At 40.9% G+C, this 12,731-nt stretch carries 15 protein-coding genes; all 15 read right to left on the reverse strand.

The window, feature by feature from the left end; genetic code table 11:
* On the reverse strand, positions 1-1,152 hold a 1,152-nt coding region (locus SCRDD08_RS06280; RefSeq protein WP_061422888.1), incomplete at its 3' end, for a hypothetical protein.
* Positions 1,143-1,775: a hypothetical protein gene (locus SCRDD08_RS06285; protein WP_061422889.1), complete on the reverse strand. Its 633-nt coding sequence runs from the start codon at positions 1,773-1,775 to the stop codon at positions 1,143-1,145. The genes SCRDD08_RS06280 and SCRDD08_RS06285, both read right to left, overlap by 10 nt.
* Positions 1,776-2,038: 263 nt before the next feature.
* Complete coding sequence (locus SCRDD08_RS06295) at positions 2,039-2,668, reverse strand: hypothetical protein (RefSeq protein ID WP_061422890.1); 630 nt, start codon at positions 2,666-2,668, stop codon at positions 2,039-2,041.
* Positions 2,669-2,882: 214 nt separating this feature from the next.
* Positions 2,883-3,497 carry a hypothetical protein gene (locus SCRDD08_RS06305; RefSeq protein WP_231089347.1) on the reverse strand — a complete coding sequence of 205 codons (615 nt, stop codon included), beginning with the start codon at positions 3,495-3,497 and terminating at the stop codon, positions 2,883-2,885.
* Positions 3,498-3,859: 362 nt separating this feature from the next.
* Positions 3,860-4,513 carry a phosphate signaling complex protein PhoU gene (gene phoU / locus SCRDD08_RS06310; RefSeq protein WP_061422891.1) on the reverse strand — a complete coding sequence of 218 codons (654 nt, stop codon included), beginning with the start codon at positions 4,511-4,513 and terminating at the stop codon, positions 3,860-3,862.
* 11 nt (positions 4,514-4,524) lie between these two features.
* A complete protein-coding gene (gene pstB, locus SCRDD08_RS06315) occupies positions 4,525-5,283 on the reverse strand; it encodes a phosphate ABC transporter ATP-binding protein PstB (RefSeq protein WP_061422892.1) in 759 nt (252 codons plus the stop codon).
* Between the two features lie 27 nt (positions 5,284-5,310).
* Positions 5,311-6,114, reverse strand: a complete 804-nt coding sequence (gene pstB / locus SCRDD08_RS06320; RefSeq protein WP_061422893.1) for a phosphate ABC transporter ATP-binding protein PstB — start codon at positions 6,112-6,114, stop codon at positions 5,311-5,313.
* A 10-nt stretch (positions 6,115-6,124) separates the two neighbouring features.
* A complete protein-coding gene (pstA, locus tag SCRDD08_RS06325; protein WP_061422894.1) occupies positions 6,125-7,009 on the reverse strand; it encodes a phosphate ABC transporter permease PstA in 885 nt (294 codons plus the stop codon).
* Positions 6,999-7,916 carry a phosphate ABC transporter permease subunit PstC gene (pstC, locus tag SCRDD08_RS06330; protein WP_005590255.1) on the reverse strand — a complete coding sequence of 306 codons (918 nt, stop codon included), beginning with the start codon at positions 7,914-7,916 and terminating at the stop codon, positions 6,999-7,001. Before pstC ends, pstA begins: the two co-directional genes overlap by 11 nt.
* Positions 7,913-8,797, reverse strand: coding sequence for a phosphate ABC transporter substrate-binding protein PstS family protein (locus SCRDD08_RS06335; RefSeq protein WP_061422895.1), 885 nt, complete (start codon positions 8,795-8,797; stop codon positions 7,913-7,915). Before SCRDD08_RS06335 ends, pstC begins: the two co-directional genes overlap by 4 nt.
* Positions 8,798-8,893: 96 nt before the next feature.
* Positions 8,894-10,207, reverse strand: a complete 1,314-nt coding sequence (locus tag SCRDD08_RS06340; protein WP_061422896.1) for an RsmF rRNA methyltransferase first C-terminal domain-containing protein — start codon at positions 10,205-10,207, stop codon at positions 8,894-8,896.
* Between the two features lies 1 nt (position 10,208).
* The gene (locus SCRDD08_RS06345) at positions 10,209-10,979 is read right to left on the reverse strand and encodes an inositol monophosphatase family protein (RefSeq protein ID WP_061422897.1); all 771 of its coding nucleotides are present in this window, start codon (positions 10,977-10,979) and stop codon (positions 10,209-10,211) included.
* Complete coding sequence (locus SCRDD08_RS06350; RefSeq protein ID WP_005590249.1) at positions 10,969-11,247, reverse strand: UPF0223 family protein; 279 nt, start codon at positions 11,245-11,247, stop codon at positions 10,969-10,971. The genes SCRDD08_RS06345 and SCRDD08_RS06350 overlap by 11 nt, the downstream gene beginning before the upstream one ends.
* A 3-nt stretch (positions 11,248-11,250) precedes the next feature.
* A complete protein-coding gene (locus tag SCRDD08_RS06355; RefSeq protein ID WP_015604875.1) occupies positions 11,251-11,649 on the reverse strand; it encodes a Spx/MgsR family RNA polymerase-binding regulatory protein in 399 nt (132 codons plus the stop codon).
* A gap of 119 nt (positions 11,650-11,768) precedes the next feature.
* The gene (locus SCRDD08_RS06360; RefSeq protein ID WP_330997117.1) at positions 11,769-12,692 is read right to left on the reverse strand and encodes a bifunctional riboflavin kinase/FAD synthetase; all 924 of its coding nucleotides are present in this window, start codon (positions 12,690-12,692) and stop codon (positions 11,769-11,771) included.
* Positions 12,693-12,731: the final 39 nt, after the last annotated feature.

The following is a 12,731-nucleotide window of genomic DNA, read 5'->3' on the forward strand; positions in this document are numbered from 1 at the left end:
AGATAGTAAATCCTCTATCTCTCCACCGGAAAGGTTATGAGCCAGCGTATACGCTGCCGATCGCAGTTCTGTTATGTGCTGAGAGACACTTTCCTTGGCATTTGCAAGTTTATCTTTGATCGCCTGCTCATATACTTCAGCTTGTAGCTGAGCAGTTTGCGCGCTTGTTCGAACAAGCTCCTCTCTCAAACTAATCGTTTGACTGCCTGAACTAGTCTTCAAGGAAGCGTGCAGTTCACCAATGCGTTGTCTATTTAAAGTGAGTAATTCTTGCTTAGAAGGTTCTGGAGTAAAAGGTCCGTATTCTAATTCATAGCGTCTAATCAATTCTGGCCTAGCCAATGTTTTATAAGCATTATCAATACTAGATTTGCTTAATATTTTGTCAACAATTTTTTCAACTTGGCTCTTCGTCATTCCTGAACAAAAAAGACCATTTTTTTCATACCACTCGAAATCTGGATTATTACCTTTAATCTTGGGTAAACCGGCATTATGATGTTTACCTTCGACAGTAAACACTTTCCCATATGGAATAATCCCCCCGTGACCATCCATGCTTGTTAAATCTTTCCCTTTGTCACTGTATGAATGTAAGTGCTTATTAAGATATGCTAATTCTTCATTACTAATCCCCTTATAATCGGACGAATTCTTGTACAAAGAAGCCCATGCACCCCAGTCCATGAAATTTGTAATCTTCTGGACTTTCATTTCCGCAGCCACTTTAGCAACTGCTGGTCCCGCTTGACTAAATCCCGACATATTACTAATATCAACTTCTTGTCCTGCTCCAGCCATTTTTTTAGCCTTAGATAATGATTGGTTATAAAACTCCCGAACGTCCTTTGTCTGTTCTGTTAATTGATTTCTTGCCATTACTGCATTGAATCCAGATTCTAAAACATGATTATTAATGTCTCCACCAGGAGCTTGAGTTCCAGCAACAACAATAGTAGTTTGACTGTAATCAACTTTATTTCTACCTACGATAGGGGCCACTGCTATTGCTTGGGTCGTTTCATTTGTTTCTTTAATAATTTTGTATTTTATGCCTGAATTAGTTTCATAAACTCCTCCCTCATCTTTTTCTTTTATAATTTTTAAAATATTTACTTGTAATTCTTGAATATTTTCATCGGTTAACGCCATTCTCTCTCATCCCCTTTTTTTATTTCATCGTTATAGACTACATCTGAATCTGCGCTTCCTTTTGCATCCTTTTTTATTCCTTCAATTTGTTTATCCTGAATCAATGCTTCAATATTTTCATCTACTTTATCGCTTACTTTAAGTTTAGCCTCTGGTGGTAAATGCTGAAAATCAGATACATCAATTAACTTTTTATCGCTAGTTCTTAATTCAATGATTTCTTCGTCCCAGCCATTAAAATCCATTCTTACGTCCCAAACATTGTCATAAGTTGGATAAGTAATATCTCCTATTGTTCCACCAACATATGCCTTATTTTGATTCTTATCATAAATAGAAAAAACAATATTAGCGCTGAACATAGTCTGTCCATCCCCACCTTGAACAAAAATTGGCGAAAACTCAATTTTACTGACTCCTGAATAGTGCTCTTTGATATAAGTTGACAACTGTTCTTCCAATAAACGAAAGCCTCGTTTGTAAAGTTTTACTTCTTTATCGTCTAAAACGTCACTAACATTATACGGTGAGTTTTGATGTTCAATCCATTTTGTCATACAGTATCCCCCTCCTGAAGCTAAGATAATTAATACAGCTATAATTGCAAGTTGTTTTTTCTTCATTAACTGTCACCTCTATATCTAAATGAAAACGATTCCATTTTTTTCTGTTTATAGTATATCACAATATAATATTTCTTGCCGATTTTTTCTGTCATATTATCCATAAGTCCCCCCTGATTAATAAAGGATTATTTCCATTCTGAATAGCTCCCTCTTTTAATTTCTAAGTTGTAGTCTATTTCAGCATTCGGACTTCCTACATCTAATTTCTTAACATCTTTTAGCCTTACTAAGTATTATTTAATATAAACAATGCCGTTCTGTCAACGCCATTCCAAATGGTCTCCTTTCTTAATTTCTGTATTATAGACAATTTCCGCTTTTTTACTACCTTTTTCACTTTTAACCACGTCCTTCAGCTGTCCATCTTTAACAAGCGCTTCAATGTTTTCATCCATCTTGGGTTTAGATGATAATTTGACTTCCTCAGGGAGTTTTTTATTGCCTGCAATATCAATAAAATCATCTCCTACTCTCAGCTCAATTATTTCTTCATCAAATCCATTAAAATCCAATCTGACATCACCATAATCTCCATAACTAGCATAACCGAAATTTTGAACTGTTCGACCTAAATAGACTTTATTACCATGAGTATCATAAATGACAGGAACAACATTGGCATGAAACATATACTGCCCATCCCCACCTTGAACAAAAATTGGTGAAAACTCAATTTTACTAACTCCTGAATAGTGTTCTTTAATGTAAGTCGCTAGTTGTTCTTCCAACAAACGAAATCCGCGTTTGTAAAGTTTCACTCCTTTACCGTCTAAAACATCACTAACATTATACGGTGAGTTTTGATGTTCAATCCATTTTGTCATACAGTATCCCCCTCCTGAAACTAAGGTACTTAATACAGCTATAATTACAAGTTGTTTTTTCTTCATTAACTGTCACCTCTATATCTAAATGAAAACGAATCCATTTTCCCTGTTTATAGTATATAACAATATTTATATTCTTGACGATTTTTCCTGCCATATTATCCATAAACAGAAATTTCCCTGTTTAATCAAAGATTATTCCCATTCTGAGTAGCTCCCTCTTTTAATTTATAAGTTGTAGTCTATTTCAGCATTCGGACTTCCTACATCTGATTTCTTAACGTCTTTTAGCCTTACCAAATGTTATTAACATAAACAATGTCATTCTGTCAACGCCATTCCAAATAGTCTCCTTTCTAATTTCTGTATTATAGACAATTTCCGCTTTTTGACTACCTTTTTCACTTTTCACCACATCTTTTAGGTGACTAGCATTGACAAGCGCTTCAATATCTTCATCCATTGAGGGGTTGATTGTCAATTTAGCTTTTGGAGGCAAGCTTTTGTAATTCGTTATGTCAAGAAATTTACCATTTACATCAATTTCAATCACTTCCTCATCAAAACCATTAAAATCTAACCGTAGATCTCCTAAAAGACCGTAGCTTGCATATCCATGCTTGTCAACTTTCCGCCCTAAATAAGCCTTATTCCCATGATTGTCATAAATTACAGGAACGATATTAGCATCGAACATAGTCTGTCCATCCCCACCTTGAACAAAAATTGGTGAAAACTCTATTTTACTGACTCCTGAATAGTGTTCTTTAATATAAGTTGCCAGTTGCTCTTCCAACAAACGAAATCCTCGTTTGTAAAGTTTTACTCCTTTATCGTCTAAAACATCACTAACATTATACGGCGAGTTTTGATGTTCAATCCATTTTGTCATACAGTAGCCCCCTCCTGAAACTAGAACGAACAAAATTGCCAGAACGACAATAATCTTTTTTCTCATAATTATACCTCCATTACAGTATTCTATAAAACAAGGTTTTCAGCTATCACTTTCCTACATTGTAGCATAATTTTTGGCATTATCCTCCATTTCTTTTTCAATCACTTCAACCAAAAGGGGAGTACTTAGGTCATATCGATAAATTATCTTTTTGTTTTAGACCTTTTAATCCATTGAAATCCAATTTGTCTGTTATCTACATGAAGTCTAAGTATCTATCTTTTAGATTCGTCTCATCTCACCTTTTCTCCTCCCAAAACAAAAAAGACAAGCTTAGCCTGTCTCTTTAACATATATTATAATTCAATAATTTTACCCGTTTCAAAGTAAACGACCCATTCGCAGATGTTTTTGGCATAATCGCCGATACGTTCCAAGAAAGAAATAACCTGGAAATAATCACGGCCTGTAACGATGGCTTCAGGATTTTTCTTGATTTCTTCCGTAGCCAGGTCACGAATGCTATCAAAATAATGGTTGATTTTTTCATCCATGGCCGCTACTTCGTAGGCTTGATCTACAGAACCATTCAGGTAGAGATCAAGGGCAGCTTCAACGAAATTTTTCACATCGCGGCCCATCTTTTTAATTTCTTCCTCGACAGCTGGAATACGCTGCTCGCCCTTCATACGAATGGCCGCTTTTGCAATGGATACTGCATGGTCTCCCATACGCTCTAAGTCTGAAACAGCCTTGAGAACGGTTAAGACAGTGCGAAGGTCTTGAGAAACAGGTTGTTGGAGGGCAATCATTTCAAATGATTTCTTTTCCAATTTCACTTCATATTCATTTACTTCTGCATCATCTTCGATGACTTCCTTTGCCAAGTCACGGTCATGTGTGACAAAAGCACGCACGGTGCGGTTGATTTGTGAGAGCACTTCTTGTCCCATTGCGTAGAACTGATTGTGCAATTTCTCCAAATCTTCTTCAAATTGAGATCGTAACATCATTCAACTCCTTATCCAAATTTTCCTGTAATATAATCTTCTGTTTCCTTATTTTGTGGGTTGAGGAACATCTCCTTAGTATCATTAAACTCCATCAAATCACCACCCAAGAAGAAACCTGTTTTATCCGAAAGTCGAGAAGCCTGCTGCATGGAGCGAGTTACCAAGAGCATGGTATAGGTGTCTTTAAGTCCATAGAGAGTTTCCTCAATTTTACCCGCAGAGATTGGATCTAGAGCCGATGTGGGCTCATCCAAAAGGATGATTTTCGGACTAGTAGCCAAAACGCGTGCTACACAAACCCGCTGCTGTTGACCACCAGAGAGACCAATAGCGGAATCATGTAAACGGTCTTTCACTTCGTCCCAAATAGAAGCCCCAATCAAGGAACGCTCTACCGCTTCATCTAAAACCTGTTTATCCTTGACACCGTTGATGCGCAGTCCGTAGACAACATTTTCATAAATGGTCATCGGGAATGGATTGGGCTGCTGGAACACCATGCCAATCTCCTTGCGCAACTCCACCGTATCTGTCCGAGGACTGTAGATATTGTGGCCGTTATAGATGACTGTGCCTGTCGTTGTTACTTCTGGATTCAAATCACCCATACGGTTGATAGCCTTGAGCAAGGTAGATTTCCCTGAACCTGACGGTCCAATCAAAGCAGTGATTTCATTAGGCATAAAGTCCAAGGAGACACTATTGAGTGCTTTCTTTTTATTATAATAAACCGACAAGTCCTTGACTTGCAAAATAGGTTCTGTCATAAGTTCATTCCTTTAGTTTCTTCACCTCTAACCAAAATGGCCAGAAACATAGTCATTGGTCGACTGCAGTTTGGCATTTTGAAAGATATTGGCGGTCTTGTCGTACTCAATCAAATCTCCCAGATAAAAGAAGCCGGTGTAGTCACTGGCTCGGGCAGCCTGCTGCATATTGTGAGTTACGATGATGATCGTATAGTCCTTTTTGAGCTCAAACATGGTTTCTTCTAGCTGCATGGTAGCAATTGGATCCAGCGCAGAAGCCGGCTCGTCCATGAGCAAGATATCTGGTTTGACCGAAATAGCTCGGGCAATACAGAGCCGTTGCTGCTGGCCACCTGACAAGGTCAAGGCTGACTTATGAAGATCATCCTTGACTTGGTCCCAAAGTGCGGCTTGTTTGAGCGAAGTTTCAACAAGCTCATCCAAAATCTTTTTATCTTTTACACCAGCCCGTTCATGGGCAAAGGTAATATTGCGATAAATAGACTTGGCAAATGGATTGGGCCGTTGAAAGACCATGCCGATGTGCTTACGCATCTCGTAAACGTTGATATCAGAGCGATTGACGTCTATTCCTTGGTAAAGAATTTGCCCTGTTACCTTAGCAATATCAATCGTGTCATTCATACGGTTGAGACTACGGAGGTAGGTTGATTTCCCTGAACCAGACGGACCAATCAGAGCCGTGATTTTATTCTTTTCAAACTGCATATCAATGCCCTTGATGGATTCTTTTCTACCGTAGTAAACATGCAAATCCTTGGTTGACAGGGCTACCTTTTCTTCAGGAAAAGTAATGATATGTTTTTCATTCCAATTATATTCTGTCATTGCTTCTCCTTTATGCAGAGGTTAATTTCTTGTGCAAGTAGGAACCGAGTTTGCGGGCTCCAAAGTTGAAAATCAAGATGAAAATCAGAAGCACAGCTGCTGATCCTGCTGACACCACAGTGCCATCAGGAATGGTTCCCTCACTATTGACCTTCCAGATATGGACAGCCAGTGTCTCCGCCTGCCGGAAAATCGAAATCGGGCTGGTAATGCTGAAAAGGTTCCAGTTAGACCAATCCAGGGCTGGAGCAGATTGCCCAGCAGTATAGATCAAGGCAGCTGCTTCACCGAAAATCCGACCAGAAGCAAGGACAATCCCTGTCACAATCCCTGGCAAAGCCTCTGGAATGACCACATGAAGCACTGTTTCCCAGCGGGAAATTCCTAGAGCCAGTCCTGCTTCACGCTGTGTATGGTGAACGTGGCGTAAGCTGTCTTCGACATTGCGAGTCATCTGAGGCAGATTGAAGACAGTCAGCGCCAAAGCACCAGAGATGATAGAAAAGCCATACTCAAATTGGACAACGAAAATCAAATAGCCAAAGAGTCCGACTACCACGGATGGCAACGAGGACAGGATTTCAATACAGGTACGGACAAAGTTGGTCACTGGGCCTTTCTTAGCATACTCTGACAGATAAACTCCAGCCCCCATAGAGAGAGGAACAGAGATAATCAGAGTAATCACCAGCAGGAAGAAGGAATTGTATAGCTGTATCCCAATACCGCCGCCAGCCTGATAAGAAGAAGACTTTCCAGTCAGGAAAGACCAAGAAATGTGCGGCAATCCTCTTACTAGAATATAAAGAATCAGAGAGGCAAGGATAGCAACAATGATACTCGCTATTGTGTAGAGAACACCAGTCGCCAATTTATCTAATTTCTTAGCGTGCATAGTTTTTCTTACCTCTTTCTTTTGTAATTAGTTTAATTACACTGTTAAAGGCTAAGCTCATCATCAAGAGCACCAGAGCCAGAGACCAGAGAACGTTATTATCCACTGTTCCCATAACGGTATTTCCGATTCCCATGGTCAAAACGGAAGTCAGGGTCGCCGCAGGTGTTGTCAAAGAAGTCGGAATCACCGCAGAGTTACCAACAACCATCTGAATGGCCAGGGCTTCACCGAAGGCACGCGCCATTCCAAAAACCACCGCTGTGAAGATACCTGAGCGAGCAGCCTTGAGTGTTACCCGCCAAATGGTCTGCCAGCGCGTTGCGCCCATAGCCAGACTAGCTTCACGATAGTGACGCGGCACAGCACGAAGACTGTCTGTTGTCATAAAGGTAACGGTCGGCAAAATCATGACAAAAAGTACGAAAATACCAGACAAAATCCCAAATCCGGTACCGCCAAAAACAGTCCGAACAAAGGGAACCACAACCTGCAAGCCGATAAATCCGTAAACAACAGACGGAATCCCGACCAAGAGCTCGATCGCAGGCTGAAGAATCTTAGCTCCTTTAGGCGATACTTCAGTCATAAAGACAGCCGCTCCAATAGCAAAGGGCGTTGCGATGAGGGCTGATAAAATCGTTACAATAAAGGAACCCAAAATCATCGGAAGGGCACCGAATTCCTTACCTGACGGATTCCAAGTGGAGCCAAATAAAAATTCAAATACATTAACTCCGTTGACGAAGAAGGTCGATAAGCCTTTTTGTGCTACGAAGATTAAAATCATGGCTACAATCAGGACGATTAAAGACAGGCAGGCAAAGGTGATATATTTACCAAATTTTTCCAGACGAGAGTTTTTCGAAGGGGATAGTAATTTTTTTGCTAATTCTTCATTTCTCATTTGCTATCTCCTTTTAAGCTCGTAACATTTCCATCAGCATCCTTGCTGACCTGCATTTCCTTGATGGAAATATAGCCCATTCCTGAGACGATTCCATCCTGAACTTCGTCAGACAGCATGTAGTCCAGAAATTCTGCTGCCAAGCCCTTAGGCTGACCAAGAGTGTACATGTGTTCGTAAGACCAGAGGGGCCAAGCGTTGGTCGCAACATTCTTAGCCGTTGGCTCGTAGCCATTGAGCTTCAAAGTCTTGACAGAATCATCCACATAAGCAAAGGCCAGATAAGAAATGGCTCCCGGTGTTTGAGAAACAATGGACTTAACCATCCCGTTTGAATCCTGCTCCTGACTTTGAACGGCTGATTTACCACTCATGATGACACTGTCAAACGTAGCTCGAGAACCAGAGCTTGCCGCACGGTTGATGATGGAAATCTCTAGATTTTTCCCACCCAGCTGCTTCCAGTTGGTCACTTCACCAATAAAAATCTTCTGCAATTGCTCCGCTGTTAAATTATCGACAGATACTTCTTTATTGACAATCACGGCAATTCCAGCGACTGCTACTTTGTGGTCAACAAGGGCTGAAGCATTAATCCCTTCTTTTTCCTCAGCAAACACATCTGAGTTGCCAATTTCGACCGCACCAGACTGAACCTGAGACAAGCCCGTACCTGATCCGCCACCTTGAACATTGACCGTTTTTCCAATATTGGCTGAACCAAACTCATCTGCTGCCGCTTCAACGAGCGGCTGAAGGGCTGTCGAACCAACGGCAGTCATGGACTCCCCTCGGTCAATCCAGCTGGAGCAAGAAGAGAGGCTAACTGCAACTAGAACTAGAACCGCTGACAAAATCAGCTTATATTTTTTCTTTACCATTTTTCTCCTCGAAATCTTGAGAATAATAGTGGGATGTCTATCGTAAGAAACTGAAAATCCCACTATATCCACTATAACATAGAAAGAGAGCTTTGCCTAGTCTTTTGAACGAAAGCGAAGCCCCTTTGGGAAATAATTTTTTAAGGTATTTCCAGTAATTTTTGCAAAACCCAAACCGTTGCCTTGGGCAAGCACTTGATACCAGCCATTTGGATAGTTTTGAGAGAGTTGAACCGTTTCGCCCGCTACATATTTGCTAAAAGCCATATCATCAATCTCAAGGGCTGAGACAACTTCACTAGGCCTCAAAGCTAAGCCTAATGCAAAGCTCGGTTCAAAGCGATTTTTCTTAAATTCACCCAGATGCAGGCCATTGCGAGCAATTTTCAGCTTGGAGACATCTGGCAGTCCAGCTGGCAGCAGATAAAGATTGTCCCCAAAAGTATCTAAATGTCCTTCTAGCTCAATTTTTAGATGCTTTTTCTGGAAATCTTGCCAGAGTTTTCTCTGCTCAACTGTCAATTTATTTTTGGCTGCCTTGATTTTTTTAGCAGACTGACTTCCTGTAAAGCGAAATTTCGCTACAAATTGCCCTTCACCTTTGAAATGGTGGGGATACATACGAGCTGTTTCTGGGAATTCAATCCCCGCCACCATACCATTGATTTTTGGTATTTCCAGCAATTCCAAGGGAAAATTCTCTAAAAGCCAAGCGACCATTTCTTCATTTTCTTCTGGCGCCCAAGTGCAAGTTGAATAAACCAACTGCCCGCCTGTCGCCAACATCTTGACAGCGTCCTCTAAAATTTCTCGTTGCAAACGCGCACACTGGGCAGGATATTCCGGACTCCAATATTGGGTAGCATCTGGCTGCTTGCGAAACATTCCTTCGCCAGAGCAAGGAGCATCCAGAACAATGAGATCAAAATAGCCCTGAAAGACCTTAACCAATCGATCCGCAGATTCATTGGTGACAAGGACATTTCGCGCTCCAAACCGCTCAATGTTTTCCACCAAAATTTTACTGCGTTTGGCATTGATTTCGTTAGAAACCAGCACACCTGTATTATCTAGATAAGAGAGTATATGAGTAGATTTTCCTCCTGGTGCGGCGGCCAAGTCCAGAACTTTCATGCCCTTTTGCGGTGCTGCAACTTGGGCAACCATTTGTGCTGCCGGCTCCTGAGAATAAACCAGCCCCGTGACATGATCTACCGACTTCCCAGACACTTTTCCGTAATGTCCCCAGTCTGTGTTCGGGATAGCATTCACAAAATCTTTCTGATTCTCTTTTAAAGGATTGCTGCGAAAAGCTGAAATCGGATCTTGATCAAAAGTCGCAAAAAAGGCCTCTGCTTCCTGTCCCAAGATCTTCTCATACTTTTCCTTAAAACCTGCTGGAAAGTCCATACTAGCCTTTTCCCTTTCGTAAATACTCTTGTAATTCGTCTAACTTACACTTTGGTGCAATCATAATCGGCTCCTGAGTCTGAAAATTTGGCTGATTGCCATCTAGAGTCTGAATGATGAATCCTAGTTTGTCAGCCATCACATAGGCCGCCGCATAGTCCCAAGGCCAATTATAAGAGAAATAGGCGGCTAAACCACCAGCCAAGGTCTTGGCAAAACTAATCCCAGCACTGCCATAGACACGCACCCCCAAGCAATCACGAGCCAAGTCAGCTAGTCCCCAGTAATTATGCTCCAGCATACTAGCATTTGAAGCCATAAGATATTGCTGCAAAGGCTTATCGGTAAAAGCAGATAATTTTCGTTCATTACAGTAAACATCAAAAGCCCCACCTCCATGAAAAAGCTGGTCTCTTGTCACATCGTAAATTAAGCCGAATTTGCCCTGCCCATTTTCAAAATACGCCAACATAATAGCAAAATCAGCCCGCTGGGTGATGAAATTATTGGTACCATCAATGGGATCAATCACCCAGACATTACCATCCGCTATGTCGTGTCGCAGGTCATTTTCCTCAGCCAAAATCGCGTCGTTCGGATACTGAGCTAAAATTTTCCCAACCAAGTCATCCTGGATGATCCGATCCATTTGAGTTACCAAGTCAGTCGGGCTGCTCTTTTGTACAACATCCAAGTCATCATAGAGATGGTTTCTTAAATAAGCCCCTGCTTGATAAACTATTTCTTTCGCAAAATGAAATTTATTTTCCAAGAGAAATCATTCCTTTCCCTTTCCTTTTTGCCTCCTGAACAGCCCGATAAAGAGAATAGCCACTGACCGTCTCAAACTCACGGCCGAGTCGCTTCTCTTCTCCCTTGCTGGGAACAACTTTCTTGAAGACTGCATAAGACTGGAGCAGTTTCTCCGCTTGAATCTTCTGTTCATAGGCTTGCTCTACGTCATTAAAAAAAGAAAGCACTGAAGCAAGCTCTTCAGTGCTCCACGATAAGTCTAGTGGGTAACTATAATTTTTTTCCATATTTTAAATATCAGCACGCATAGTTGCGGCTCTGAGTTCTTCTTTCCGATAGCCCCTAGGCAAGAAAGCACGGATTTCATCTTCATTGAAGCCGATTTGCATTCGTTTACCATCGAGGATAATTGGGCGACGCAAAAGACTAGGATTTTCCTCAATCAGCTTAATAAGCGTTGAAATCGATAAATCCTCTACATCTAAATCTAGTTTTTGAAAAATTTTTGAGCGGGTTGAGATGATGTCATCAGTGCCGTTTTCTGTCAATGAAAGAATGTGTTGCAATTCTGGAGCAGACAGAGGGCTCGTCATGATATTATGCTCCGTAAATGGAACTTCATGACTAATCAACCAAGCACGCGCCTTGCGACAGGAAGTGCAGCTAGGCGATAAAAATAATGTAATCATGCTGTTCTCTTCTTATTTTTATATAGTAACTAACTCTATTATACTAAATTTTATCTCTCTTGACTAGATATTTTTGAGAATCAGCTTAAAATACTAAGAAAAATATTAAAAACTGACATTTATTCCGAACATTCCCAATTTCTTGCCACTTCTTCATCACTCTTTAACTGAGCGACCAGTTCTTCAATACCATCAAATTTGACCATATCACGAATCTTATCCAGCCAGATAATTCGAATCGTATCGCCATAGATTTCCTCCGCAAAGTCAAATAGATTGGCTTCAAAACGAAGCTCATCTCCTTCAAAGGTCACATTTTTTCCAACACTAGCCATGCCACGAAAAATCTTGCCATTGTGCTCAACATCTACCACATAGACACCATCTGCTGGCAAAATCACGCGATCCAATGGTGCTAGATTGGCCGTTGGATAGCCAATGGTGCGCCCTCTAGCATTGCCATGAACCACAATTCCCCGAGTAGAGAGAGGATAGCCTAATAGCTGATGCGCCTTGGCAACATCACCATTTTGAATGGTTTCTCTAATCCGAGTAGAAGAGATTTTTTCCTCATCTTGATTGACTGATGAGACGATGACAATCTGACCATCGAAATAGTCTGCAAGCTCCTCTGCCTTTCTCTTGTCAGATCCAAAATGGTAATCAAAACCTGCCACAACTGCCTTTGCTTTAAGCGCAGCAACGTACTTATCAAAAAATTCTCGGGCTGTATTTTTAGAAAAATGGCTAGTAAAGTCAATCAAGTAAAGGTAGTCCACACCCAAATTTTCTAAGTGAGCAGCTCGTTCCTCCGGATGATTCAAATGCAACATCAACTCTGGCTGATAGCGGACAAAAGCTAATTTTGGTGACTCAGGAAAGGTCAGTACGGCAATCTTCAGTCCTTGCTCAGCTGCAATTTTCCTTGCTTCCTTAAAAAGTGTCTGATGTCCCTTATGCAGGCCGTCAAAATAGCCCAGAACCAAGACTGTATCTTCTTCCTGCTTTATTTCTAATTCATTATTAATTCGTCTTATTTTCATCATTTTTCTATTTTACTATGTATCCGCTTTTTTTACAAC

This window comes from Streptococcus cristatus (assembly GCF_001578775.1).
Taxonomy (GTDB): domain Bacteria; phylum Bacillota; class Bacilli; order Lactobacillales; family Streptococcaceae; genus Streptococcus; species Streptococcus cristatus_A.

What these genes read in the sequence shown, in the direction of transcription:
- SCRDD08_RS06285 (WP_061422889.1), bottom strand. Translation starts at nt 1,775, where the DNA reads ATGAAGAAAAAACAACTTGCAATTATAGCTGTATTAATTATCTTAGCT.
- SCRDD08_RS06295 (WP_061422890.1), bottom strand. Translation starts at nt 2,668, where the DNA reads ATGAAGAAAAAACAACTTGTAATTATAGCTGTATTAAGTACCTTAGTT.
- SCRDD08_RS06305 (WP_231089347.1), bottom strand. Translation starts at nt 3,497, where the DNA reads ATGACAAAATGGATTGAACATCAAAACTCGCCGTATAATGTTAGTGAT.
- phoU (WP_061422891.1), bottom strand. Translation starts at nt 4,513, where the DNA reads ATGTTACGATCTCAATTTGAAGAAGATTTGGAGAAATTGCACAATCAG.
- pstB (WP_061422892.1), bottom strand. Translation starts at nt 5,283, where the DNA reads ATGACAGAACCTATTTTGCAAGTCAAGGACTTGTCGGTTTATTATAAT.
- pstB (WP_061422893.1), bottom strand. Translation starts at nt 6,114, where the DNA reads ATGACAGAATATAATTGGAATGAAAAACATATCATTACTTTTCCTGAA.
- pstA (WP_061422894.1), bottom strand. Translation starts at nt 7,009, where the DNA reads ATGCACGCTAAGAAATTAGATAAATTGGCGACTGGTGTTCTCTACACA.
- pstC (WP_005590255.1), bottom strand. Translation starts at nt 7,916, where the DNA reads ATGAGAAATGAAGAATTAGCAAAAAAATTACTATCCCCTTCGAAAAAC.
- SCRDD08_RS06335 (WP_061422895.1), bottom strand. Translation starts at nt 8,797, where the DNA reads ATGGTAAAGAAAAAATATAAGCTGATTTTGTCAGCGGTTCTAGTTCTA.
- SCRDD08_RS06340 (WP_061422896.1), bottom strand. Translation starts at nt 10,207, where the DNA reads ATGGACTTTCCAGCAGGTTTTAAGGAAAAGTATGAGAAGATCTTGGGA.
- SCRDD08_RS06350 (WP_005590249.1), bottom strand. Translation starts at nt 11,247, where the DNA reads ATGGAAAAAAATTATAGTTACCCACTAGACTTATCGTGGAGCACTGAA.
- SCRDD08_RS06355 (WP_015604875.1), bottom strand. Translation starts at nt 11,649, where the DNA reads ATGATTACATTATTTTTATCGCCTAGCTGCACTTCCTGTCGCAAGGCG.
- SCRDD08_RS06360 (WP_330997117.1), bottom strand. Translation starts at nt 12,692, where the DNA reads ATGAAAATAAGACGAATTAATAATGAATTAGAAATAAAGCAGGAAGAA.